The sequence below is a fragment of the Paenibacillus sp. J5 genome (genome assembly GCF_054955055.1).
This window is the reverse complement of sequence record NZ_JBUEDD010000006.1, coordinates 76,774-102,516: the sequence shown is the minus strand read 5'-3', so window position 1 is coordinate 102,516 and position 25,743 is coordinate 76,774. Positions and strand designations below refer to the sequence as shown.

Annotated in this window: 20 protein-coding genes; 5 read left to right on the top strand and 15 right to left on the bottom strand. The window is 54.0% G+C overall.

All coding sequences use genetic code 11. From position 1 onward, the window contains the following. Positions 1-212 precede the first annotated feature (212 nt). The 3 genes from ACY1JZ_RS12820 to ACY1JZ_RS12810 are packed head-to-tail and all read right to left on the bottom strand — an operon-like array spanning position 213 to position 2,121. Positions 213-902 carry a CpsD/CapB family tyrosine-protein kinase gene (locus ACY1JZ_RS12820; protein ID WP_270166010.1) on the bottom strand — a complete coding sequence of 230 codons (690 nt, stop codon included), beginning with the start codon at positions 900-902 and terminating at the stop codon, positions 213-215. Next, positions 883-1,653, bottom strand: a complete 771-nt coding sequence (locus ACY1JZ_RS12815; protein WP_462629684.1) for a YveK family protein — start codon at positions 1,651-1,653, stop codon at positions 883-885. Before ACY1JZ_RS12815 ends, ACY1JZ_RS12820 begins: the two co-directional genes overlap by 20 nt. A 39-nt stretch (positions 1,654-1,692) precedes the next feature. Beyond that, on the bottom strand, positions 1,693-2,121 hold the full coding sequence (locus ACY1JZ_RS12810) for a hypothetical protein (RefSeq protein WP_270166014.1): 429 nt from the start codon (positions 2,119-2,121) through the stop codon (positions 1,693-1,695). 241 nt (positions 2,122-2,362) lie between these two features. Between ACY1JZ_RS12810 and ACY1JZ_RS12805 the strand changes: the two genes are divergently transcribed. Then, on the top strand, positions 2,363-2,731 hold the full coding sequence (locus tag ACY1JZ_RS12805) for a helix-turn-helix domain-containing protein (RefSeq protein ID WP_462629490.1): 369 nt from the start codon (positions 2,363-2,365) through the stop codon (positions 2,729-2,731). 153 nt (positions 2,732-2,884) lie between these two features. Here the strand turns inward: ACY1JZ_RS12805 and ACY1JZ_RS12800 are convergent, their stop codons facing one another. Together ACY1JZ_RS12800 and gltB are read right to left on the bottom strand one after the other, a co-directional pair. Next, positions 2,885-3,037 carry a hypothetical protein gene (locus ACY1JZ_RS12800; RefSeq protein ID WP_270166018.1) on the bottom strand — a complete coding sequence of 51 codons (153 nt, stop codon included), beginning with the start codon at positions 3,035-3,037 and terminating at the stop codon, positions 2,885-2,887. A gap of 464 nt (positions 3,038-3,501) precedes the next feature. Then, on the bottom strand, positions 3,502-8,106 hold the full coding sequence (gene gltB / locus ACY1JZ_RS12795) for a glutamate synthase large subunit (RefSeq protein WP_462629488.1): 4,605 nt from the start codon (positions 8,104-8,106) through the stop codon (positions 3,502-3,504). Positions 8,107-8,653: 547 nt separating this feature from the next. Between gltB and ACY1JZ_RS12790 the strand changes: the two genes are divergently transcribed. Then, the gene (locus ACY1JZ_RS12790; RefSeq protein WP_462629486.1) at positions 8,654-9,970 is read left to right on the top strand and encodes a stalk domain-containing protein; all 1,317 of its coding nucleotides are present in this window, start codon (positions 8,654-8,656) and stop codon (positions 9,968-9,970) included. Between the two features lie 260 nt (positions 9,971-10,230). On the opposite strand, the gene kapB is transcribed toward ACY1JZ_RS12790, so the two are convergent. After that, positions 10,231-10,608, bottom strand: coding sequence for a sporulation phosphorelay system protein KapB (gene kapB / locus ACY1JZ_RS12785; RefSeq protein WP_270166024.1), 378 nt, complete (start codon positions 10,606-10,608; stop codon positions 10,231-10,233). A 165-nt stretch (positions 10,609-10,773) separates the two neighbouring features. On the opposite strand from kapB, the gene ACY1JZ_RS12780 reads away from it, so the two are divergent. Further along, positions 10,774-11,886 (top strand): MGDG synthase family glycosyltransferase, encoded by a 1,113-nt coding sequence (locus ACY1JZ_RS12780; RefSeq protein ID WP_270166026.1) that lies wholly within the window; start codon positions 10,774-10,776, stop codon positions 11,884-11,886. Between the two features lie 115 nt (positions 11,887-12,001). On the opposite strand, the gene ACY1JZ_RS12775 is transcribed toward ACY1JZ_RS12780, so the two are convergent. The 7 genes from ACY1JZ_RS12775 to ACY1JZ_RS12745 form a co-directional block, all read right to left on the bottom strand. Beyond that, entirely contained in the window at positions 12,002-12,997 is a 996-nt protein-coding gene (locus tag ACY1JZ_RS12775) for a C40 family peptidase (RefSeq protein ID WP_462629484.1), read from the bottom strand. Positions 12,998-13,434: 437 nt separating this feature from the next. Further along, positions 13,435-14,373, bottom strand: a complete 939-nt coding sequence (locus tag ACY1JZ_RS12770; protein WP_270166030.1) for a cation diffusion facilitator family transporter — start codon at positions 14,371-14,373, stop codon at positions 13,435-13,437. A 184-nt stretch (positions 14,374-14,557) separates the two neighbouring features. Continuing rightward, positions 14,558-14,761: a hypothetical protein gene (locus ACY1JZ_RS12765; protein ID WP_270166031.1), complete on the bottom strand. Its 204-nt coding sequence runs from the start codon at positions 14,759-14,761 to the stop codon at positions 14,558-14,560. A 10-nt stretch (positions 14,762-14,771) separates the two neighbouring features. Further along, on the bottom strand, positions 14,772-15,251 hold the full coding sequence (locus ACY1JZ_RS12760; protein ID WP_270166032.1) for a zinc ribbon domain-containing protein: 480 nt from the start codon (positions 15,249-15,251) through the stop codon (positions 14,772-14,774). Between the two features lie 232 nt (positions 15,252-15,483). Continuing rightward, positions 15,484-17,109: an ABC-F family ATP-binding cassette domain-containing protein gene (locus tag ACY1JZ_RS12755; RefSeq protein WP_270166033.1), complete on the bottom strand. Its 1,626-nt coding sequence runs from the start codon at positions 17,107-17,109 to the stop codon at positions 15,484-15,486. 252 nt (positions 17,110-17,361) lie between these two features. After that, positions 17,362-19,869: an asparaginase domain-containing protein gene (locus ACY1JZ_RS12750; RefSeq protein ID WP_462629482.1), complete on the bottom strand. Its 2,508-nt coding sequence runs from the start codon at positions 19,867-19,869 to the stop codon at positions 17,362-17,364. 236 nt (positions 19,870-20,105) lie between these two features. After that, positions 20,106-21,512, bottom strand: a complete 1,407-nt coding sequence (locus ACY1JZ_RS12745) for an asparaginase (protein WP_462629480.1) — start codon at positions 21,510-21,512, stop codon at positions 20,106-20,108. A gap of 300 nt (positions 21,513-21,812) precedes the next feature. Here ACY1JZ_RS12745 and ACY1JZ_RS12740 point away from each other — a divergent pair, with 300 nt between their 5' ends. Beyond that, complete coding sequence (locus ACY1JZ_RS12740; protein ID WP_462629479.1) at positions 21,813-22,073, top strand: hypothetical protein; 261 nt, start codon at positions 21,813-21,815, stop codon at positions 22,071-22,073. Between the two features lie 163 nt (positions 22,074-22,236). On the opposite strand, the gene ACY1JZ_RS12735 is transcribed toward ACY1JZ_RS12740, so the two are convergent. Together ACY1JZ_RS12735 and ACY1JZ_RS12730 are read right to left on the bottom strand one after the other, a co-directional pair. Further along, complete coding sequence (locus tag ACY1JZ_RS12735) at positions 22,237-23,301, bottom strand: Gfo/Idh/MocA family protein (RefSeq protein ID WP_462629478.1); 1,065 nt, start codon at positions 23,299-23,301, stop codon at positions 22,237-22,239. A gap of 337 nt (positions 23,302-23,638) precedes the next feature. After that, positions 23,639-24,694 (bottom strand): MBL fold metallo-hydrolase, encoded by a 1,056-nt coding sequence (locus tag ACY1JZ_RS12730; RefSeq protein WP_462629477.1) that lies wholly within the window; start codon positions 24,692-24,694, stop codon positions 23,639-23,641. Positions 24,695-25,337: 643 nt separating this feature from the next. Here ACY1JZ_RS12730 and tnpA point away from each other — a divergent pair. Next, positions 25,338-25,739, top strand: a complete 402-nt coding sequence (gene tnpA, locus ACY1JZ_RS12725; protein ID WP_270166038.1) for an IS200/IS605 family transposase — start codon at positions 25,338-25,340, stop codon at positions 25,737-25,739. The last annotated feature ends 4 nt before the right edge of the window (positions 25,740-25,743 follow it).

The following is a 25,743-nucleotide window of genomic DNA, read 5'->3' as shown; positions in this document are numbered from 1 at the left end:
TCAAGAAAAGGAAACGCAGCATGGGGCGAAAAGGCGGGGAGAGATGCCCTTGAACGGGTGTTCAGACACGACCTGACCAAATAAAGGGCATCTAACCCTGCCTCACATCACACCACTGACAATGCTGTCTAAGGTTTAACACCCACAGCGTGACCGAGTGCCTCCGATGATATAGGTACAGGAGACATCACCTGCAGACATATTGCTCTCCGCTATTTTTTATCCTCTTTATGATAATAGTGATAAATCTTACCTTGGTGCCGTTGCACATTATTCAGGACAACTCCAAGCAAGGGCGCATTCACATGCTGAAGGCTGGCCTTTGTTTTTTTGACACGATCCTTCTTCACCTTCTCCGCCTGCACCACCATAATGACTCCATCGCATAAACCGCTCAAGACCAGACTATCTGTCACCGCCATGACGGGCGGCGTGTCGAACAGAATCATGTCATACTGCTCCCGCATCTCGGCCACCAGCTTGTGCAGCCGTTGGGAGCCTAGCATCTCTGAAGGATTCGGGGGGATCGGCCCTGCTGTAATAACATGCAAGTTAGGGATGGAGGCGTCACTAATCACTTCATCCAGATGCAGTTGATTGGAGAGCAGGCTGGATAAGCCGACACGGTTCGTCAAGGAGAAGACATGATGGAGCGAGGGCTTTCTCATATCTGCATCAATCAGCAGCACCCGCTTGCCCTCCTGTGCATAAGCAATCGCCAGATTGGTGATCGTCGTCGTCTTGCCCTCCCCCATCTGCGTTGAAGCAACCATGATGACCTGAATAGAGCTGTCAATGGCTGAATACTGGATGTTGGTTCGCAAGGTACGGTACGCTTCGGAGATCGGAGATTTGGGATTGGTCAAGGTAACGAGATTCGTATCACTGATTGAGCGTCGCATAGTTCTCACCCACCTCCTGTTGATAGGATTCGCTCATTGTTCTGCGGCTTACACGCATGTCATCCTTGTGAATCCTCGTAATCGCCGCCAGCACCGGCAACTCAATATGCCGTTCCAGATCCTCCTCTGACTTGATCGTGTCATCCAGATAATCCAGCAGGAAGGCCAGGCCGATGCCCAGAAGCAGCGAGACAATGAAGCTCATGACCATATTCATCACCGGATTCGTATTGATCGGATGGCTCCGCTCCTCCGGGCTCGCCTCATTAAGTAAGGTCACATTATCTACCTTCATAATGGTAGGGATCTGCTCCTTGAATACCTTGGCAATCGCGTTTACGATATTGGCTGATCGTTCATAGGAGCTGCTACGAAAAGCAATATTCATCACCTGAGAATTACTTGCCGCACTAACTGTAATTCCGCTGGATAGCTGGCTTGCGGTCATTTGAAACTCTGGATATTGCTCGACAACCTTGGAAGTAATGGCGGTAGAGCGTATAATTTCTTTATAAGAATTTATTAGCATTATGTTGGTTTGCACGGTATTATAGTTAACGGTAGACATTCCTTCGATTTGTGTGGCTTGATTGACGATCAATTTGGCATTGGCCTGATAGATTGGTGTTGTCAGGAAAAAGGTTTTGATCGCGGCTCCTGTGCAAGCGATGATGACGATAGCAAGGATCAACCACATTTTCTTTTTCACAATACTCATGTAATGAATGAGCTCCACAAGCGTTACCTCCATTTGTTCAATATTCAGATTGGATAGCAAGCTCCCAGGGCTTTAATCATATGCGGTCATTTGCCGGTACATGGTGTGTATGCGGGCCTGGCGAGGACTTTGCTTGAGAAGGATGTGATTCAAGGAATAAATCAATGCTCTCTTCGCAGAAGGAGGTAGGATGAAAACAATTCCATACTCAAACCATTGGTCACACGGCTGCTTCCATATGATCTGGCCTGTCAGCTTGTGCGAGCAAGACATCAGCTCGACATCTATCGCCACAACATATTGCAGCGTGATCGGGAAATCCAGAGCTGCCACAACGACCATGCCCTCCGGGCCGATCTGCTTGATCATCACCTTGCGGCGTTTACTCTGGAGCGGCTGGCCCTTGACTTCCACAAGCTGCAGCTCACCCATTAGCCCCTGTGTCATATGAAGTCGAACAAACTGTCGATTTTTAATACTCCGCATCTGTTGATATGACATGGTTCGCTCCTATACCCAAGATTGTATGTCGACCAGGTATACAGCGGCTGGCCGCCGGGCAGACTTAATCTTAAGATTGATACATAGTGTATCTTTCACAAGTACTACTTTACGATACAGAACGTAACATGTCAATACTTTTTTCACAGATTTTCATTGGAATTGCGACGATTTGTTTCAACGAATGCATTTCATCTTCAGACGTATTAATATAAAATTATATAGTGTTAGGGGGATATTCATGGACACTGGAGGACGTATTGCTAAACTGAGAGAGGAACGCGGATGGACGCAGGAACAGACTTCTTCGATGCTTGGCATTTCCCGCGCGGCACTGTCTCATTATGAAAAAAACCGGCGTGAGCCGGATACAGAAACCTTATTGAAGTTTGCGGATTTGTTCCAGGTTTCGGTGGATTACCTAGTTGGCCGCACGAAGCTGCCCTCTCAGGTTTTGGACGATAATATCAGGGATTTCGTTGATCAGCTAGAGCTTTCAGACGACGAAATAATGGCCCGATTCTCCTTAACCATTGACGGCCTCAAGCTTACCCCGGAGGAAGCAAGACGGTTCATCGCTTTTGTACGGGCAGAGCGCATGATGAAATAAAGCTATTTTTTTCGTCCTCAGCGTTGGTGAAGTAAGAGAAGCAAGCCCCCTTGATATGGGGGTTTTTGTTTTAGGTTAGATCATCCTGGAGGGGAAGTTTCCGGAGGATTTTCTCGGCTGCGCCGCTCGCAAATGATAGCGCTAACTTTCAAACTATAGCTTGCGGCTGCCTTCATCTTGCGACTTGATTCGTTCTACCAATTCTTCAACGTATAGCTGTGATTCCAGACCGATCTGCTCCATAATGGATCGGACATCCAGAACCTTAGAGGCAAGATTCTCCTCTTTCTCTTTCTTCTTGTCCATCATGAGTCATCTCCAACTCCCTACTTACATTAATAAATGATTGCCTCGAGCATGTCTGAAATCTCTCGCTATCAAACATTATACGAGATGCTCATGAAAGAGTGTGTCGGACGATAGTGTCGAGCGATCATTTTTTAGATCATATGATGTCGAATGATATTTATCCGCTCGGAAAGCTTGAAGATGGTGTCGAAAACGAATTAATGAACATGATGCGTAATGATATATACCATAGCTAGCACCGCCTGTTGTCCTTCAGCGGCTTGTCAGCCCTGTACCCTCGGCTTGCCAAGCGCGAGCCTCTTCGCCGACCTTGACGAACCACGCTTCGTTTCGGGTAGATCTAGACGCCAGGTATAAGCTGCTCGATGCATTATCCCTTATATGCGAAGAAACCCGCCGCAGCACTGCCTTGGCAGTACCGCAAGCGGGTCTGTATCCCCCTCCATCGAGGGTATATATGCTTAGTTGCCGCCTACGCGAGCCAGCTCGCGCATATTGGCTTCAAATGCCGCCAGAAGCGCCTCTTGGCCCTCCAGACCGGAGTCATGCATCTTCTGAATTTGCGCCAGCATACGCTTGTAGTCCTTAGGAATGACGCGCACGAAGTCGCTCAGCGTATTGTGCCAATCAGCCAGCACGCGGTTGCCCACTGCACTGCCAGTCAGCTCGGTATGGCGCTCGATGTAGCCCTTCAGCTCCGCAATCTCGGCCTCATCCTCCAGTCGCTCCAGCAGCACCATCTCCAGATTGCACTTGGAATAGAACTCGCCCTTCGGATCGTACACATAAGCGACACCGCCGGACATGCCGGCTGCGAAGTTGCGGCCTGTGCCGCCAAGTACAACAACGCGTCCACCCGTCATATACTCGCAGCCATGATCGCCTACGCCCTCGACGACAACTGTCGCCCCGGAGTTCCGCACCGCGAACCGCTCGCCAGCGATGCCGCGGATATAGGCTTCCCCGCTGGTTGCGCCATACAGCGCCGTGTTGCCGATAATGACATTGTCCTCTGCTGCGAAGGTCGCCTTAGGCGACGGCGCCACGATGACCTTACCGCCGGACAGCCCCTTGCCAACGTAGTCGTTGGAGTCGCCCTCCAGCGAGAGTGTGATGCCCTTAGGAATGAAGGCGCCGAAGCTCTGGCCGGCAGAGCCGACAAAATGATACGAGATGGTATCCTCCGGCAGTCCCTTCGCACCGTAACGGCGTGTCACCTCACTGCCGAGAATCGTACCCACAACACGGTTCGTGTTGCAGATCGGCCACGTCCCGCGCACCGGCTCGCCATGGTTAAGCGCAGCCTGCGCGTGCGGAATCAGCTCCTGCATATCCAGGGACTGCTCCAGACCGTGGTTCTGCTCCTGGATGCAGTAACGTGAAGCATCCGCTGGCACCTCAGGCTGATGAAGCAGCGGCGACAGGTCAATCCCCTTGGCCTTGTAATGGTGAATCAGCTCACGGGTTTCCAGCTTATCGACGCGACCAACCATCTCCTCGATGGTACGGAAGCCCAGCTCCGCCATAATCTCGCGCAGCTCCTGTGCGACGAACAGCATGTAGTTGGCCACATGCGCCGGATCGCCCATAAACTTCTTGCGCAGCTCCGGATTTTGCGTGGCTACGCCGACCGGACAGGTGTCCAGTTGACAGACGCGCATCATGACACAGCCCAGCACGACGAGCGGCGCGGTGGAGAAGCCGAATTCCTCGGCACCCAGCAGCGCTGCGATCGCCAGATCGCGCCCGTTCATAATCTTGCCGTCGCACTCGACAACGACGCGATCGCGCAGATTGTTCAGCATCAGCGTCTGATGGGTCTCGGCCAGACCCAGCTCCCACGGGAGCCCGGCATGCCGCATCGAAGCCATCGGCGAGGCGCCTGTGCCTCCGTCATAGCCCGAGATCAGAATGACATCCGCGCGGCCCTTGGCGACGCCCGCAGCGATAGTGCCTACACCAACCTCGGATACGAGCTTGACGTTAATGCGCGCACGCGGGTTCGCATTCTTCAGATCGTGAATCAGCTCAGCCAAATCCTCGATCGAATAAATATCATGATGCGGCGGGGGCGAGATCAGACCCACGCCAGGCGTGGAGCCGCGCACCTCTGCTACCCATGGATACACCTTGCGCCCAGGCAACTGTCCACCCTCGCCAGGCTTCGCGCCTTGCGCCATCTTGATCTGAATCTCATCGGCATTGACCAGATAATTGCTCGTGACACCGAAGCGGCCGGAGGCCACCTGCTTGATTGCGCTCCGTCTGGAATCGCCGTTGCTGTCCGGGATGAAGCGCGCCGGGTCTTCCCCGCCCTCGCCTGTGTTGGACTTGCCGCCGATCCGGTTCATCGCAATCGCCAGACTCTCATGCGCCTCCTGGCTGATCGAGCCATAGGACATCGCGCCTGTCTTGAACCGCTTCACGATCGACTCTACGCTCTCCACCTCGTCGATTGGCACCGAGCCGCCATCCGTGCGGAAGGAGAGCAGGGAACGCAGCGTCAGGTACTTCTTATCCTCGCCCTGCACCAGGAATGAGAATTTCTTGTAGGTCGCATAGTCGTTGGTACGGCAAGCCATCTGCAGCGTATGAATCGTCTGCGGACTGAACAGATGATCCTCCCCGTCCTTGCGCCACTGGTAGTCGCCGCCAGAATCCAGCTCCTTATCGGTGCCTTCCTTACCCTCGAAGGCGTGGCGATGCGCCTTGAGCGTATCCTCAGCTATGACATCAAGACCGACTCCCCCGATACGGGAAGGCGTCCAGGTGAAATAATCGTTGATCAGCTCTTCTTGCAGGCCGACCGCTTCGAAAATTTGTGCCCCGCGATACGACTGAATCGTCGAGATGCCCATTTTGGACAATATTTTGACAATCCCCTTCGTAGCCGCCTTAATGAAGTTTTTCACAGCCTTCTCATGCGTTACGCCAGTCAGCAAGCCTTGGCGAATCATATCGTCAAGCGTCTCGAATGCCAGATAAGGGTTGACGGCGCTCACGCCATATCCGAGCAGCAGCGCAAAATGATGCACCTCGCGCGGCTCGCCCGATTCAAGCAGAATGCTTACCTGAGTACGCGTGCCCTGGCGAATGAGATGATGATGCAGGCTCGACACGGCCAGCAGGGATGGAATCGCGGCATTTTCCTTATCCATGCCGCGATCGGATAGGATAATAATATTATGGCCCTTCGCAATAATCCGATCGGCAGCCTCGCACATCTCCGTCAATGCAGCGCGCAGCCCTTCCTCTCCGCGGCTCGCAGGGAAGAAGATCGGCAGCGTAATCGACTTGAAGCCTGGGCGACGCACATGGCGCAGCTTCGCGAACTCTTCATTAGACAGGATCGGCGTAGCCAGCCGAATATGACGGCAGCTCTCCGCTTCCGGGTTCAGCAGATTGCGCTCCGGTCCGATCGTCGTGCCCGTCGATGTAATGATCTCCTCGCGGATCGCATCGATCGGCGGGTTCGTCACTTGTGCGAATAGTTGCTTGAAATAGTTGAACAGCCGTTGCGGCTTCTCTGACAGTACAGCCAGCGGGGCGTCATATCCCATCGAACCGATCGGCTCCACCCCGCTGCTTGCCATCGGCTCCAGCACCTTGCGCAGATCCTCGAAGGTGTAGCCGAACGCCAGTTGGCGCGTGCGTACTGCGGTAGAGTCCGGCTCAGGAAGCTCGCGCGCCTCAGGCAGCCCGTCGAGTCCAATCAGATGCTCATCCAGCCATTGCCGATAAGGCTTAGCAGATGCAATCTCCTGCTTCACTTCCTCGTCCGAGACGATGCGGCCTTCCTTCGTATCGACGAGCAGGATGCGGCCTGGGCGCAGGCGGTCCTTGTAGAGCACATTCTCAGGATCGACATGGACGGTTCCCGCCTCAGAGCCGAGAATAATGACATCATCCTTGGTGACATAATATCGTGCAGGGCGAAGACCATTGCGGTCAAGCAGCGCACCGATCTGCGTGCCATCGGTAAAGGCCATCGCCGCCGGGCCATCCCATGGCTCCATCAGCGTGCTATGATATTCATAGAATGCTTTCTTCTCATCATCCATGCTCTCATGGTTCGACCACGGCTCCGGCACCATCATCATGGCTACATGAGTGAGCGGACGGCCAGCCAGATACAGAAACTCCAGCGTGTTGTCAAACATCGCCGTATCGGAGCCATCGGGATTAATAACAGGCTTGATCTTGCTCATGTCTTCGCCGAACAGCTCGCTGGCGAACAGCGTCTGACGCGCATGCATCCAGTTGACGTTGCCGCGAAGCGTATTGATCTCGCCATTATGAATGAGGTAACGGTACGGATGCGCACGTTCCCAGCTCGGGAAGGTGTTCGTGCTGAAGCGGGAGTGAACGAGCGCAATCGCCGTCTCTACCGATTCATCATTCAGTTCTATATAGAAGGAACGCACCTGCTCTGTCGTCAGCATGCCCTTGTAGACGATCTTCTTGCTGGAGAAGCTCGGAAAGTAGAACATGTCTCCGCCCTCAAGCCCTGCATAGCGGATCGACAGCTCAGCGCGCTTGCGGATGACATACAGCTTTCTCTCGAAAGGCAGCTCGCCTTCAAGCTGCGCAGCCTTCGCCACAAATACCTGTCTGACGAATGGCTTGGCTGCCTTCGCTGACTCGCCCAGCTTCTCATCATTCGTAGGTACAGTTCGCCATCCGATCAATGTCTGGCCTTCCTCGCGAATGATGCGCTCCAGGATGCGCTCATGCTCTGCACGCTGCGACTCCTCATGCGGCAGGAATACCATACCCACGGCATAGTCGCCTTCTCCTGGCAGCTCAATGCCCTGCTTCTTCAGCTCCGCAGCAAAAAATCCATGCGGAATCTGGAGCAAAATACCTGCGCCGTCCCCGGTATTCGGCTCGCTGCCTTGTCCGCCGCGATGCTCCATGTTCTCCAGAACGGTTAGCGCCTGCCGCACGATGCTGTGCGATTTGCGCCCTTTAATATTGGCTACGAAACCCATCCCGCAAGCGTCCTTCTCATACTGCGGATCGTACAAGCCTTGTTTTGGCGGCAAACCCAAACGTTTCTCTGTCATCTTGTTGCAACCTCTCTATTAGAAGATTTGTTGAAACGAGCGTAAACGGCTGCGTCCAGCGTAGAACCGCACAGCGTTTCGCGCCGTGAAATAACAGCCTGGCAGCTTGTATGCCTGCACAGCGATATTTCAACGGAAATCCAAGTTGTCTGGCGGATAGGACGTAACAGGCATCGAACAGCCTGCCGCGCAACAATTCATAAAACTCCGCTTTAATTCCGGCCCTATTTGTCATAAAATTGGACAAGGGAGACTCGCCTCAGGAGAATTAGAAAGACCCCATGCCACCTTCTCTGCCGCTCATAGCTAGTAACGGGACATTCACATCAATAGCTGTAAGCTCATCTTAAATAATGTGTTATTTATTTTAACATTCCCCTATTATGATAGCAATTTAATATTTTTATGATCACGTAAGGAATCTTTTATCATACATTTCACTGTACATAAACCTTCCATGAGATTAGAAAAAACCTAACTTCAAGATTAACACTCCTCTTGTTGACTCTCCCTACTACGTTCAATATATCAGAAGGAAGTGAATTATATGTATAGTAAGTTCAGGAAAAGGACGCGGCAAACAGGCTGGATTATCGTATCCGCCATCTTGTTGGCAGGCACTCTTGTTGCCGCCCCGCTGCATCCTCACTCCATAGCCCATGCCGAGCCATCAGCAGCAGTGTCCGCTATCCCTGCGGTGCAGGAGCAGGCCGCTCCCACCTATCGCATCATCGCCATCGGCGACTCGCTGACCGCGGGGTATGAGCCGGGACTAAGCGAGGACTCGAAGCCCTATGGCTATGTGGAGCGTATCTATGAGCAGGCATTATTCCATGGGCGTGCAGCCTACAGCAACTACGGTATTCTCGGACTGAAGCTGGACGGGCTGAACAACTGGCTCAAGGCAGCCTACAGCGGGGCTTCCATCACGGCGGACGACATTCAAGCCGGGCTGCTCGATCCGCGCACAGCCTCGTTCGCCGCAGCGACAGGCAAGCTGCACAACGACATAGCGCAGGCCGATCTGGTATTGATCACAATCGGAGGCAATGATTTCAAGGGATTATTCGATCAACTCCCCTCTGGCCGCAGCGTATCGGACGCTTGGCTCGCACAGGAGCTGGAGCACTATGAGCAATCACTGGAGAGCTCGATTCGTATGATAGCTGCCATCTCGCCCACAGCCAAGATCGTCATATCTGACCAATATTCGCCGATTCCCAATTTACCGCTTATTATGTCCGCGGAGGACTACGATTATCTACTGGATGCAGCGGCAGGCTTGAAGGAAAGACTGGAGCAGGTGGTGAACAAACTGACACAGGAGGGCTATGCGGTGAAGGGAGCTTACTCCGCCTCCTCATTCGTCAAGCACGAGGCCTCATCCACTCATATTTTGTCTAAGGACATCCATCCGAACCAGCAAGGCTATGGTTATATAGCCGATGGCTTCACGGAGGCCATCTGGGGGGAAAAACGTATGGTCGCAGAACGCGAGGAGGGGGTCCCGATCTCCATTGTCGTCGACGGGACAGAACTGCGGACGGCGAATAAGCCGGTCATCCGGGCGAACCGCACCTATGTAGCCTTTCGTGACATCGCCGAGGCGATGGGGGCAACCACACAATGGGACAACTCGTCCAGAACGGTTACCATCACTTATGGCATGAAGGAGGTCTCCCTGCGCATCGGCGAGCCTGCTATGACCATGAACGGCAAGAGAGTCGCTATCGACACCCCAGCCTATCTGCAGCAGGTGGGCAAGGAGCGCAAAACCTATGTGCCTCTGGCCGTGCTGGCGGACGGCTTGGGCTTCCAGGTTGAATATCGGGCGCCGATACGAACCGCCTTTATCAATAAGTAAGCCATTAAAGCTGATTGTCGTCCCCGACCGGGCAAGCTTGTATTGACATGATGATGCTAAAAAGAAGGTGGCAGGCATCCGCTTCGCCACTTTCCAACAGAAGCAAAAGAACCAAAAAAGTTGGACGGAAAACATTACGTTTTTCCGCCCAACCTTTTTATTTGGGGGCTTTTTGGACAGCCCCAACTTATCTCCCGCTTGCCACAGACAGCTTGGCCAGCCCAGCTATCCTGTCAGACAGCAGGATTTCCATCTGACCGCTAGGAAAGCTGCTTCCGATATTCCTCGCGCAGCCGGGCCAACTGATCCACTCCGCGCTCTGCCCAGCGGCGGAGGCGATCCACCTTGTCCCATTCCGCCTCCAATGCCGCCAGCAGCGACTCGCCATAGTCTGGAATCTCCCCGGAATACGGGTGCAGCTCGCGCGTCAGCGCCCATGCCTTCTCTGTATAGCTCAGTGCGCGCCGCTCGTGAAACATTGGCACATCCGGGTCATACGGGTGATGCAGATCACCCTGCTCGGGATGCTGTAGTACAGCGAGCACCTTGACGAGCGAACGCGGGCCGCTCGTTTCAAGCAGCTCCCCTGCATAAACCCCGGACTTATAGGGCATTTTCACAATAGAACCGATCTCCATAACCATCCTCCTCCTGAACAGCCTCATTGGGCTGCCAAGTAAAATCCTGCTTTAAGGAATAATTTTAACATATTTTAAGGTTACAGACAGGGGGAAAGGCCAATTGTCATCTTGTCTAAGCCGTTGTGAAGTCGTAATATGGTATTAGGAAAAGTAGGTGAGAAGATGCGTAAGAAAAGAGTGCTTCTGCTCTCTGAAGGGTTCGGTTCCGGACATACCCAGGCTGCCTACGCACTCGCTGCAGGCCTTAGAGAGCTGTGCCCTGCAGTGCAGACCCGCGTGATCGAGCTGGGCAAATTTCTCAATCCGGTGGTGGGCCCCTGGATTACATCCGCATACCGCAAGACCGTGAGCAAGCAACCCAAACTGGTGGGCATGATGTATCGCACCCAGTATCACAAATCACTTAACCGTTTCACTCAGCTTGCGCTTCATCGGGTCTTTTATACCCAGACTTCACAGGTCATCTCCCAGCTTAAGCCTGATCTGATCGTATGCACCCATGCGATTCCGAACGCTGTGGTGTCGCGGCTCAAGCGACTTGGACTTCATGTTCCCTTATATACGCTGATCACCGATTATGACGCCCATGGCACCTGGCGAAGTCCTGAGGTGACTAAATATCTGGTATCCACGGAGCCTGTCAAGAACAAACTACTGGCACATGGCGTGCCCTTGCAGAAGATTGAGGTAACCGGCATCCCAGTGCACCCGAATTTTTGGACAACCTATGACAAAAATGAGCTGCAGCAGCAATTCTCGCTCAAGCCCATGCCCACCGTGCTCGTCATGGGCGGAGGCTGGGGACTGCTAAGCCGCAATAGCTTGTTCGAGCATATGACGAAGTGGCGCGACCATATTCAGATGATCTTTTGCCTTGGCACGAATGAGAAGGCGCGCGAGGAGATGCTCGCTAACGACAGCTTCCGCCATCCGAATATCCGGGTGATTGGCTACACGAACGAGATTAGCAAGCTTATGGATGTGTCTGATCTGTTAATTACCAAGCCTGGAGGTATGACCTGCACCGAAGGGCTGAGCAAGGGCATCCCGATGCTGTTCTACGAGCCGATTCCGGGACAGGAGGAGGAGAACTGCGAATATTTCATTCGCAATGGCTTTGGCGAGATGTTTCAGAAGGAGACCGTAGAGCGCTGGTTCTCGCTGCTTCAGGAGCCTTATGCAGCCGGACAGACGCGCCGGGATCTGCTCACCAAGCGCAACCAGTATTATGATCCACGCCAATGCTCAAGGGCTGTATTAGAGATGATGCCTTAACTTATAAACGTAGACGCGATAAAGGCTTGTTCCTGTGCAAGGTCACAGGAGCAAGCCTTTATCTATCTATATAAATTAGAGGGAGAGCTTATATAGTGCTCCATCAGACAGACGGTCAGGATACACTGCCACCGAACAAGAACCGGTACTCCCAATGCTTGCCCTGGATGGAATCAATGCGGACGCCGCCCGAAGCCTTGGAATAGGTGTGCAGCACCTGTCCATTGCCCAGGTAGATGCCCGTATGGCTAATACCTGCTTTGGACTTGTCCACCTTGTCATAGGAAGATTTTGATGTTCCCTTGTAATCACTGAAGAACATCAGATCCCCGCGCTTCAGTTGGCTCCACGAGGTCGTCGTCTTGCCGATCTGCTTCACGTAATCTCCCTGCTGTCTCGAATCGGCTGGCAGCTTAATCCCCATGCCGTCCAGGAATGCGCGGCGAGTGAACGCGGAACAATCGAAAGCGGCGGTGGAATTACGATCAGAGCCATACTGATAGGGCGTGCCCAAGTAGGTCATACCCGCTGCAATCGCCTGTTCATATGAGCCCGTAGGTACTGGCGCTGGTGTCGGAGCTGGAGCCGCCCCGCCATTCGTCGGCGGAATCGCGCCATTCACCGTTACAAAGGATGGCTTGCTGCTAATATATCCCCGAGTGCCCGAGCTGTCCATCACCTCATACCAGTAGGCATTGGGCTGACTGACAATCTGCACCTGCTCCCCTGCTTGCAAATAACGAATGCGCGCCGCGTTGGTCGAGGCCGCAGTACGGAATGATACGGATGACTTGATGGATGCATTGGTCTGTCCCGACCCGGTATCTGGAGTCGGCGCAGATAGAACGCTTATGTACTTGGCTTGTGCGGAGACATATCCGATTGCTCCGCTGCTGGTCTGCACCTTGTACCAATAGGCATTGACCTGCTCCAGCAGATTGACGATCTCTCCAGCCTTCAGATAGGCTGTAACCTCAGATGCTGTGCTGGGTGCTGTTCGGAAGCTGACGGAAGCCTGAATCTGGGCTTGACCTGCGGCAGCGTCCGCTGGATGTGGTATAGCAGCGACAGCGATAGCTCCCGCTAAGGCTAATGTCCATAATTTCTTCATACGATCCCTCCGAAGTATAGAGTTTCTTGGTGTCGGACACGCAATCTGGCATCCGCCTTCTGTCTACTAACTTACCTTCATTCTAGGCGGACAAGCCGGGAGAAGCATCCGCCGCCAGTCCCATTTCCATCGCTACCATATTTGCCATTGGCGATTATTTCTTCCTTTTCCTCCAATACGCCATCACAGCCGTTTCTTGCACATCATCTTCAAAGCGCTGGTACGCCTGGTTTTTCCTCTCACGTCTCCCTATCTTCCATTTCATTCCTCTCGATGAAAAATTAGTTCCTAAGCCTGATTGCCCACTTCCCCTTACTAGGACCAGGAATAAATTGGCACGCTTAGCAAGCCAAGTTCAAAAAAAACAGCCCGCGACTCCGCTTCGTGCGGAATCCCGGGCTGTAGTGCTGTAATAAATAGGCTCATCTCTTCATTCGCTATGTAGCCTTCAAGCCGTTATGCTCGTCAATGAACGGCTCAACATGAACATGGACACTCATAATATTGTGCTTCTTCTCCATTTTCCGCTCGATCTCATCACAGATACGATGGCTTTCGATCAAGGTCAGGCGCGGGTCTACCTGTACGATGACATCAACCAGCACATTGCTCCCGTGGACACGCGCTTTAATATCGGATATGGACTGCACCCCCTGTACACGCTCGATAGACGACCGCATCGTCATGAGCTTGCCCGCGTCAAATCCGTCTGTCAGGGCATGTGTCGCACTATAGAAGATGTCCCATGCCGTCTTGCATATAATAATCCCGACGACGACGGCTGCAGCGGCATCCAGCCAAGACACGCCAAGCCTCGCTCCCAGGATGCCGACCGCAGCTCCTGTGCTGACCAGGGCATCCGAGAGATTGTCCTTGGCCGCCGCCATCAGAGCATGACTGTCAATTCGCTTGGCCAGCCTGTTGTTATACAGGTACACGCCATACATGCTGATTGCAGCGCCAACCGCCACCCAGAAGGCCAGCATCCCCGGTACCTCCTCTGTTCCACGGAACAAGGATGTAATCGTGGTGACCAGTACCTGGATGCCGACTGCGGCCATAATGAAGGAGGCGATCAGGGCAGCGATCGTCTCCGCACGGAAATGCCCATAGGGATGATCCTTGTCAGGCGGCTTCTGCGAGATACGCAGCCCGATCAGCACTGCTACCGATGCCACGATGTCTGTCAGGTTATTGAAGCCGTCCGCGAACAGGGCGCTCGACAAGAACAGATAGCCGATAACCAATTTGATAGAGGACAAAATCAGATAGGCGCCGATACTGACCCATGCCCCCCGCTCGCCCTGCTTTATTTTCTCATACTGATCCAACTTAGAGCACCTCCGAATAACTCTTCCATTCAATAACGGTATCATACCTGACGAAACCCTAGTGGGTCTAGAGAAACAGTGTTGACCCAGGGTTGTCTTTTATGCATTAGAGCAACTTGTTCGGATGGCCGCAACATCTTTTGAAGACCGCCAATCTTCACTATATCGTGCCCATCTTCTACCATTTGTATAACTGCCCCATCCACTCCCTATGGCAGAGCACTAGTATCTACAGCAGCTTGCCGACCGTATACCAAGTGAGCCAGAGAGCAACGCGCCTGCACCGTACTGCCTGCTCCAGCGGCCTCCGCTGATGGCGCCGCAGCTCACCCGAGCCCATAGAAAAAAGCCGAACCGGTTCACGTCCGGGTCGACCTTTTCTGTGCTGCGGCAGGCTGGAGCCTATGCTGCGCTCCTCGCAGGCCTTATTCACTTCACAACTGCTAACCGTGTGAGGATAGCTCCTCGCCACACTGGATGCAATATTTGGAGAGGATGTCATTCTCCGTCTTGCAGTGATAGCAGATGACACGAATCTCGCCGATCGTATTATCCGGCTTCACCTCCTGCGGCTGAATGAGACGCTTCCCGCAGTCGGGGCAGTAATTCACATCCGGTCCAACCACCTTGCCGCAGACACAGGTTTTCTCCTCCTTCAGATGCTTGATTCTCGACTCCAGCTCTGTAATCTCGTCGCGCAGCTCGCTTAGCTCCTCACAATATGCCAGCACCTGCTCCTCCGAGTGCGACAGATCCCCCTCCAGATAGGCTTCGAAGACTGCCTTCCCGATCCTTGTGCTGATGCGATCCATTTCCTTCTCACGCGTAGAGATTTTGCTCCGCAGCTTGGTTGTCTCCACCGTCTGCTGAGCCAGCCGCGCAGCCTCCGAGGCTCCCTGCTTCATTTTATCGAATATCGACATCTGCTCACTTCCCCTTGTATCAAAATTCATTTCTCTTACATACGCCACAAGCGCCAAATAGTTTCTGGCAGGGGCATACAATCTCAGGGCGTTACGGATGCCGCCGACCTTGAGAATCAAGGCTTCGCTGCGCACAGGTCTATACGTCAGGTAAAAGCGGTCGCTTAGCCATCCTTATAGATGAATAAACACCCTGCGGGAATGTCTCACCGCAGGGTGTCCTCTTAACGCATTAAGCTTCAGCAGGGTACAACTGCTCACGCAGCGCCTTGATTTCCTTGCTCTCCAGATACTCATCATAGCTCATCATGCGATCGATGACGCCGTTCGGTGTAATCTCCACGATCCGGTTGGCAATCGTCTGGATGAACTGATGGTCATGCGAGGTGAACAGCATCGTGCCGTCAAAGTCGATCAGCCCGTTATTGAGCGCTGTAATCGACTCCAGATCCAAGTGGTTCGTCGGCTCATCAAGCAGCAGCACATTGGCCCCGGACAGCATCATCTTGGACAGCATGCAGCGAACCTTCTCCCCCCCGGACAGCACGCTGGCCTTCTTCAACGCCTCATCGCCAGAGAACAGCATGCGACCCAGGAAGCCGCGGATGAAGGATTCATCCTGATCCTTGGAATATTGGCGAAGCCAGTCCACCAGACTCGTCTCTACACCGTCGAAGTAAGCGGAGTTATCCTTCGGGAAATACGCCTGGGATGTTGTGACGCCCCACTGATAGGTTCCGGCATCCGGCTCAACCTCGCCCATCAGAACCTGCATCAGCACCGTCTTCACCAGCGAGTTCGGCCCTACCAGCGCAATTTTGTCGCCCTTGTTGACCGTCAACGTCAAGTTCTCAAACAGCTTCTCGCCATCCACCGACTTCGTCAGTCCTTCGGTCAGCAGCAATTGCTTGCCTGCCTCACGCTCCGGCTTGAAGTTGATGAACGGATATTTACGGTTCGATGGACGGATGTCATCGAGTTGAATTTTGTCCAGGAGCTTCTTACGCGAGGTCGCTTGCTTCGCCTTGGACTTGTTGGCGCTGAAGCGCTGAATGAACGCTTGCAGCTCCTTAATCTTGTCTTCCTTCTTCTTGTTCTGGTCACGCATCAGTGTCAGCGCCAACTGACTGGACTCGTACCAGAAGTCGTAGTTACCCACATAGAGCTGGATCTTGCCAAAGTCAATATCGGCAATATGGGTACATACGGTGTTCAGGAAATGCCGGTCATGGGAGACGACGATGACGGTGCCTTCGTAGCCAGCCAGGAAGTTCTCCAGCCATTCGATCGATTGCAGATCCAAGTGGTTCGTCGGCTCGTCAAGCAGCAGCACTTGCGGGTTGCCGAACAACGCTTGCGCCAGCAATACACGCACCTTCTGGTTGCCGTCGAGCTCATTCATCAGCTTCTCGTGCAGCTCTGTCTCAATCCCCAGTCCATTGAGCATCGAAGCTGCCTCGGACTCGGCCTCCCAGCCGTTCATCTCTGCGAACTCGGCCTCCAGCTCGCCTGCGCGCATCCCGTCCTCATCGGAGAAATCCTCCTTCAGATAGATCGCGTCCTTCTCCTTCATGACCTCATAGAGCTTCTTATAGCCCATGATTACCGTATCCAGCACCTTGAACTCATCATATTCAAAATGGTTCTGCTTGAGGACTGCCATACGCTCGCCAGGTGTAATATGAACCTCCCCATTGGTAGGCTCAATCTCCCCAGACAAAATCTTGAGGAAGGTCGACTTGCCTGCGCCGTTAGCGCCGATCAGACCATAGCAGTTGCCAGGCGTAAACTTGATATTTACATCTTCAAATAGGGCACGCTTCCCAAAGCGCAGGGTGATGCCACTTGTACTAATCATGGATTATATCCCGTCCTTCTTATCAATAATCGTTTCATCCTCTCATTATACCACAAATTCTCCAGTTAAGGGCTAGGGGGTGTCTTCGAGCCACTCCAGAACATCGCTCATCACCGCTGCGCTCCATTCAGCGCTACTGTGTAATGATGAACCATCGTAAACGGCTGCCTTCCGTCCTTGAGGAGTATATACAAATAAGCCGGGCAAGAGCGGCGCAATGCGCGCCCCCTGCCCGGCTGATCGAATCGATGCTTATAAGGTCTCCAGCATATTCAGCAGGACACGTATCGCTTCCGCTCTGGTCGCTGTCCCCTGCGGAGCGAACTGATTGCCGCTGCGCCCCTGAATCCATCCTTGTTCCTGTACGGCATGGACAGCACCCCTGGCCCAGCCTGGAATCTCCTGATCATCTGCAAAGGAGGTCGACGCCTTGCCATCCATCTTCAGTCCCATCGACTTGGCAATCATCATCACCATCTCTGCTCGCGTAACCGCCGCGTTCGGACGGAAGGTCTGATCCGCATAGCCGTTGATGATGCCAGCCTGTACGGCCTTGGCTACCGCATCGCCAGCCCATGTCCCGATCGCATCCCGATCCTTGAATACCAGCTCTGCCGCGGCGCCCTCTCGCTTCAGCGCATTCATCAGCAGCACGGCGAATTCAGCGCGGGTAACGGTCTTGTCCGGCTTGAATGTTCCATCCGGGTAACCGCCAGCGATCCCCAGCTTCACTGCCTTGCCGATGTCTGTGGCCGCCCAGTGTCCTGCCGTGTCCGAGAACAGCGGCTCGGCGCTACCCGACTGCTCAGGCTCAGCCGCTGCCTTGACGGCCAACACGGCAAACGGAGTCAGATGGTCGCTCTCCACCGATATGATGCGGCCGTTCACTGTGCCGCCCATCTCCACCCATTCCTTCTTACCTTCATCATAGTAGAAGACAGAGGGCTTGTATCCGGCTGGCACTGCCGACGCATCGAACTGGAAGCTAAGTGTAATCGGCTTCTTGAAGTTGTCGCTGCTATTTTTCGTAATCTCAAATACGGGAGACAACAGAGTCTGACCGCTCGGCACCATCGCCGAGGCCGCAGAGCTGTCCAGCTTCTCTACGGTCAAGCGCAGATCATCCGCAGAAGCTCCAGCCGGCACAACCACGCTCAGCTCGCTGCCCAGCTCCAGCTTCCCGCCAGCGGACGGGGAGATGACACTCTCCGCGAGGCCAGCATTGCCTGAGCCGCTTGAACCGCTTGAGCCACTGCCTGTGGAGCCGCTTGGATAGGTGACAGCTACTGTCTTGACCGTCTGAGACAGACCCGCACTCTCCGACCCGGCCGCGTCTACCGCTTTGACCGTGAACGTATATTCTGTGCCTGAGCTCAGTCCTGTAAGCTCGACCGACCGCGCCTCATTGCCTAGTGTCCGAATTGGCACTGTCTTGCCGCTCTCATAGACGCGGTATTGCTTGACCTTGCCCTGGGCATCGGCTGACGGCCAGCTCAGCGTCAGCTTGTTCATGCCCACTCCAGCAACCTCCAGCTTCGTGCCCAGCTCCCAACCGACAGCAAGCTCATTGTTCATATCGAACTCCTGAGTTCCGAAGGTGGCGAACCAGTCCTTGATCTGCGTCTTGTCGGAGGTAAACGCCATGGACAGCATCAGCATAATACGCGCATGCTGGGCATTCAGACTATCGCCCGCCACAATGTTGCTGCCGGTTCCCGGATACATCGTTCCCGAGCCCGTGCGGGTCGTCGTCACGAACATCACATCATTATCGCGGATTGCCGCAGTGCGGGCGGCGCTCAGCTTGGAGGAGATGCCGCCTGCTCCGGTACCAGCGGTGACGATGCCCTTGGTGCCGTCTGCCACCAGGCCGCGAATCGCGCCGCCGCCCGCGTCTTGGTAATTGTAGACAATCTCGACGATCGGCAGCTTGTCTGCCGTAATCGTCCGCAGGTCGAATGGCGTCTGCCAGTTCGACTTGCCCGCCTTCATCGCTCTGGCATTCAAACGATAGATACGAATATTGCTCTCATCGATATAGCCCAGCGCGCCCAGCATCGGAGTCTCGAACGTGTCCATCCGGTGTGCATTGGACTTCGTCACCTCTCGTGCCGCCTGAATGACGTCATTGAGCATCAGCACCGTGCCGAACCACTTCGTCTTGCCGCTGCCTGCCAGCTTGATCGCATTATACAGGTTGGCAGGCGCATCCGTACCGATGACATCCCACGGGCGCATCGCCCCGGTGATGACGACCGGCTTCGGACTTCTCACCGTCAGATCGAGGAAATACCCGATCTCCTCCATCGTGTCGGTCCCGGTCGTCACCACGACGCCGTCATAGCTCTCCAGCGCCTGGTCAACTGCCAGTGACAGATCATACAGCTCCGGGAAGGTGTAGCCGCCCGAGCCTTTATTCCCGAACTGGTAGGTGGCGACATCGGCAATCTTCTCTTTGCCTGGCAACTGCCCTACCAGATCCTCAATTTTGTATGTTCCTGCTCTATAATTTTGAAAGCTGGTCGAATCCGCCGCCTGTCCAGCAAGCGTACCGCCGGTGCCGATAACAAGCACATTAGGAAGTGGCGACTGCTTATGTGCATCTGAAAGCTCCGGTATAGGGAATACCTTAGGCGCCAGCGTCTGTGCGACAGCAGTAGTCGCAGGTCCGAGCGCCCCCCACACCATCGCACTCAGCAAGGCGGCGATGAGCAGCGGCACAAGAAGCCTGCCCGTTATTGTAGATTCCGTTCGTGACATGAAAGACTTCCCTCCTGCAAGCGTAAACGTTCGCCCCCTCTACCCATGGACAAGGCAAGAGCCTCCCAGTTGCCCGGAAGCCGCCGTAGCGGCCTCCTGTAATCGGGCGAGCGGTCGACTGTACACGGTCATGTTCGTGGCAGCTTGCCAGCTTGCCTTGCCCATCGACAGGGACGTGACGTTTCGCATTTGGAATTAGTAGTACGAAATCGTTGCGGTGCACATTGATGTGTGAATCAGGTTCCAGCCGGCACAGCAGTCTCTTCCGTTCCCACCGGAGCCGTCTGAGGAGCCGCTTCTTCCGATGCATTCGGTGTCGTCTCCGGCGCGGTCTCAACCGCAGACGTCTCTGGGACAGTCTCAACCGCAGGCGTCGGGGTCTCTACTGCGACCGGAGCCTCGACCGCCCCCGCCTCAAGCTCCGAAGGCAACGCCAAGGTTCTGCTCTCCACCCCGGCATCAACTTGGACATCCTGTGTACCGTAAGTTGCGAACCAGTCCTTGATCTGCGTCTTGTCAGAGGCGAACGCCATGGACAGCATCAGCATGATGCGCGCATGCTGGGCATTGAGATTATCGCCCGCTACAATATTACTGTTGCTTCCTGGATACATCGTTCCCGAACCCGTGCGGGTCGTCGTCACGAACATCACATCATTATCGCGGATCGCCGCGGTGCGGGCTGCGCTCATCTTGGAGGAGATGCCGCCTGCTCCGGTGCCTGCGGTGACGATCCCCTTCGCTCCCTCTGCCACCAGGCCGCGAATCGCGCCGCCGCCTGCGTCTTGGTAGTTGTAGACAATCTCAACAATTGGCAGCTTGTCCACTGGAATCGTACTGAGATCGAACGGCGTCGACCAATCCTCCTTGCCTGCCTTCAGCACACGAGCCGGAGCGCGGTAGATGCGAATATTATTCTCATCGATATAGCCCAGCGCGCCCAGCATCGGGGTCTCGAACGTGTCCATCCGGTGTGCGTTGGACTTCGTCACCTCTCGCGCCGCCTGAATGACATCATTGAGCATCAGCACCGTGCCGAACCACTTCGTCTTGCCGCTGCCTGCCAGCTTGATCGCATTATACAGGTTGGCAGGCGCATCCGTACCGATGACATCCCACGGACGCATCGCCCCGGTGATGACGACCGGCTTCGGACTTCTCACCGTCAGATCGAGGAAATACCCGATCTCCTCCATCGTGTCGGTCCCGGTCGTCACCACGACGCCGTCATAGCTCTCCAGCGCCTGGTCAACTGCCAGCGACAGATCATACAGCTCCGGGAAGGTGTAGCCGCCCGAGCCTTTATTCCCGAACTGGTAGGTGGCAACATCGGCAATCTTCTCTTTGCCTGGCAGTTGCGCTACCAGATCCTCAATTTTGTATGTTCCTGCTCTATAATTTTGAAAGCTGGTCGAATCCGCCGCCTGTCCAGCAAGCGTGCCGCCGGTGCCGATAACAAGCACATTAGGGAGAGAAGACTGGATGGCTCCTTCAGAGAGCTGAGGAATATCAAACTTTTTGACTGTCCCTCCGCCTGGCAGCGTCTCAGCAAATACCATTGCAGCAGTCGCTCCCAGCATGGCTATAACTAATAGTGGGATCAGTAACTTTTTCACAAGCTTGCTCTCTTTCAATGATGTCATAAAAATTAACCTCCCATATTGTTTATCTATCTAGTAGACAAACTCATTTTATTATATGTTAGTTAATATGACAATTAGTTAACACTATTAAAATAACGGTTACATTTACTTTATACTATATATATCTAAGTTTTACGCCATAATACGCCTTGGTCTAAAGAAAATACCTTAATTCACTGTGGTGTAGAACAACTTATAGATGACATTATATATGACATATATAACATCCAGTGTTCAGATAATGTTTAGAGCGAGCAGCTACACTACATATGAGATCAGTTGAAAAAGGAGGGGCAGCAATTGCCCAACATCATCAGTATTTATCCTGTACATGACTTCCATCTTATCCTGGAGCTAGGATCCGATGAATATCGCGTCATTGATCTGCTGCTGTTCGTGGAGTTGCTGCCCGAGGAGCGTGAAGCGGGGCGATTTGCCGAGGTATGGCTTGATACGGAAGAACATGCCGTCCGTCTAAGCGGAGGACGGTCGATCTACGGGCACCAACTGTGCGAGAATAGCCTGCCGCTGCAGTTGCCGCATTGTATTCGTCAAATGTAGCGGCACGCGGGCAACTGCTCCCCTCTCCATCATCGCCGCCAGACACACAGAAACAGCCCTCTTCGTCTCCTGTCGGAGCCGCGAGGGCTGTCTGTACACCTGCCATTCGTGGTATTCATCGTCTTGTCGCGTATACGTTATCCTTCACGGTTACCCGCCGGGTCTACCACTCCAGCTTCACTTCACTGCCGGTACGCGACGATTCATAGATCGCATCCAAAATACGATTGTTCGTATACCCCGTCAGCGCTGAGCTGATCGGCTGCTTATTATCGCGGATACACTCCAGGAAATGCCTTCCCATTAGCACACGGTCGCTCTCGCCTTCCAGCGGCTCCACCACCGCCTCCTTCACCTGATCGCCTTCATGTGTTACAAGACAGCCTGTGGTGCCGCTCAGCGACAATCCGGCCTCCGTCCCCATTAATTGAACGTAGGGGTCCTCCTTGGCGCCAGCAGCATGAGCGGCCCAGCTTACCTCCAGCAACAGCGTCGAGCCATTGTCCATCTTGATCATAGCCGTCGCCAGATCCTCCACATCATAATAGCCTTCCCAGTTCGGCGTGCCCCATGTCCCGATTCCGCGGCGCTGAGGGCCAAATTCGGCATAGGTCGAGCCGTACACCGATACCGGCCGTGGATTGCCCATCAAATATAGCGACAGATCGAGCATATGTACACCAATGTCAATCAGGGGACCTCCGCCGGACTGATCCATGCGGGTAAACCATGATCCCCAGCCGGGAATCCCCTTCTTGCGAATCCAGCCCGTCTTGACATTATAGATACGCCCTAGCGCTCCCTGGTCGATCTGCTGCCGGATTGCGCGGCTGATCCCCGTCCAGCGCATCTGATGCGCCATCATCAGCACCTTGCCCGACTGCTCCGCCGCTTCCATGATATGCTTGGCCGACATGGACGTGTTAGACATCGGCTTCTCCAACAGCACATGCTTGCCTTGACGCAGCGCCTCGATAGCAAGCGGTGCATGGAACTGATTCGGCACCCCGATGACGACAGCGTCAATCTCCGCATCCTCCAACAGCTCCTGCGGCGTGGCATGAACCGTGCCAATCCCATGCTCCTCCGCTCGCTGCTTCGCTGCGGGAGCGTGCGCATCCGCTACAGCGGCTATCACTGCCTCTGGCAACTGCTTGAACGTTTCCATATGAACATGACCAATGGCGCCTGCGCCAATGATGCCCAGACGTATAGGTGTTACTGACATGGTGTAAATCCTCCTTCGTTGCATATGGCTCCAGTATACCCTGAGCGGCACGCCGCATTCCAGCACGCGGATGGCCTTGTCTTTGTGCTCGTTTGGCATCGGTTACATCTCTGGCATTGCCGAGCGGAGGCTACCGCAGAGAGTCCAGCTCTATGCAGCACCTCCGCCCGTGATGCCAGAGCGTGTCTTCAATCGCCGACAGGAGCAGATTGTGCGAATGCTCGTTCCGGGCAAGGCGCTTTCTTGCAGGCGTACCAGGGGACGCCTGCAGGAAAGCGGCGCTGTACAGGGCAAAGAGCGGTGATGGGCGCCCTTGAGCGGGTTGGAAAGAAATATCCTAATGTCCATGAAGCCGCCATGTCTCTCCATGCGGCAATATAACCAGTCGCTCCTCCTCGATCCGCTGCTGCCTCCGACCGCTCTCCAGCCGATCGAGCGCCTCCCTCGGCGTATCGTCCGCAAGCTTGAACGCCCCATAATGCATCGGCACAAACCAGGATGCCCCCGTATCAACAAACGCCTGCAGCGCTTGCTCGGGCGTCACATGCTGAGGGCCCATGAACCACTCCGGCTCGTATGCTCCAATCGGCAGCATCGCTACATCAATCTTGAAGCGGCTTCCGATCTCCTTGAAGCCGTTGAAGTAGCCGCTGTCTCCAGCAAAATACAAGGTTGGATTGTCCGTGAGCACCGGCCTGCCCCTCTCTGACTGCAGCGCCGGAGATGGAGCTTCATCGTTCGCCCCTGCAATGCTCTTCAGGCCTTGCTGGCGAAGGTCAGCATCCTGCTTCCGCGCCAACTCCAAGGACGGTTCAATGATCCAGCCGCCCCAGTGCGAACGATTCATATCCCAAGGGGTGCGCCTCGTCCAATGCTGAGAGGGGACGAAGGTAAATGTCAGGCCGTTGATCGTCGCCGATTCCCACCAATGGAACTCGCGCACTCTTAGAAACCCCTTTAGCCGCAGCTTATTTTTAAGCCCTGCGGGCACCAGCAGTTGTTTGTCCCCTGCCAGACGGCGCAGTGAGGTAATACTTAGATGATCATAATGGGAATGAGAGATCAGCACCATATCGATCGGAGGCATATCCGTTAGCGGGATGCCCGGCGGAGCCAGCCGCTTCTGGAACGCCATTCTGCCCGACCATACCGGATCTGTGACGATGTTCACTCCTGAATGCTGGATCAGAAAGGTCGAATGGCCAATCCAGGTGATGGACGGTTCTATTCTATTGGCATGCAAATAGTCAAGATTTGGAGCCACATGTGGGACGACATAGGAATAATCCTTTAGTTTAAGCTTGTTGGCGCGTTCTTTGCGCCACCGTTTAAAGTGAGCCATCGTATGCTCGGTCTGTACCGAATCGGGATTAGAAAATCGCATTCTCGACAAGGAATGTTCTCCCCTTTGCTGTTCTATGCTCTCTTCAGCATACCAGTTCAGCGGACAAAATATCAAATTGATTCCTCTCTTATCTGGCTAGCAGCCACCCTAACCAGAGCCCTCCTGCAATGAGCCAGAGCGGCAGCACAAGAAGCAAGCCATTCCTTAAACCTGTTCGCAAATCGCCTTCTTTGTTCATCATTATGCAATCCCCCATCCATTGCTACACGTGCTTGAGAGGGACCCGCCCCGCCGGCCGAATTAGCCACTCTGACGCTTAGCCCCCACAGCAAACACGGTACGCCTTCTTACATACCAGTGTTTACGTACACGTGTGAACGCAGACCTCTGAATGTAACCCGCTCGCATGCATTCACTTCGCAGAGCAATACGCCGCACCGTACTCAGCTCCCGGCACGCAGTGCTTCGCCGCATGACAGTACGCGATTGAATCCTATGCTCCTGCAGGCCAGTTACTCTCCACTTTGCAACTTGGCTCGCAATGCTGGCGTGTTTAACCGCTAGTTGTCAGAATTCCCCCACCTTCTAAATTGGGGGATGAATGGCAACGGTCTGATCTACATTGACTCCTACCGCCTAAGATACTATAATAAAATGATTCAGTCGTATATTAGGAAAGGGAGTAGAATCGATGAAATTAGACTCCAATAACCACTCAGTATTCTCATTGAACTATCACTTGATTCTAGTCATCAAATATCGTAGGAAAGTCATTACCGCTGAAATATCCGAACGTCTGAAAGAGATATTCGAGTCCATTCAACTACCCTACAATATCACGCTTCAGGAATGGAATCATGACCAGGATCATGTTCACGTTCTCATGAAGGCGCATCCCAATACGAACATTTCCAAGTTTCTCAACGCTTACAAAAGTGCATCCTCCAGGCTTATCAAAAAGGAATTCCCTATCATCCGAGAGTCACTTTGGAAAGAGCATTTTTGGTCACGTTCCTATTGTCTGCTCACAACGGGCGGAGCACCCATAGACGTAATCAAGAAGTACATCGAAAGCCAAGGCATGAAAGGATGAATCG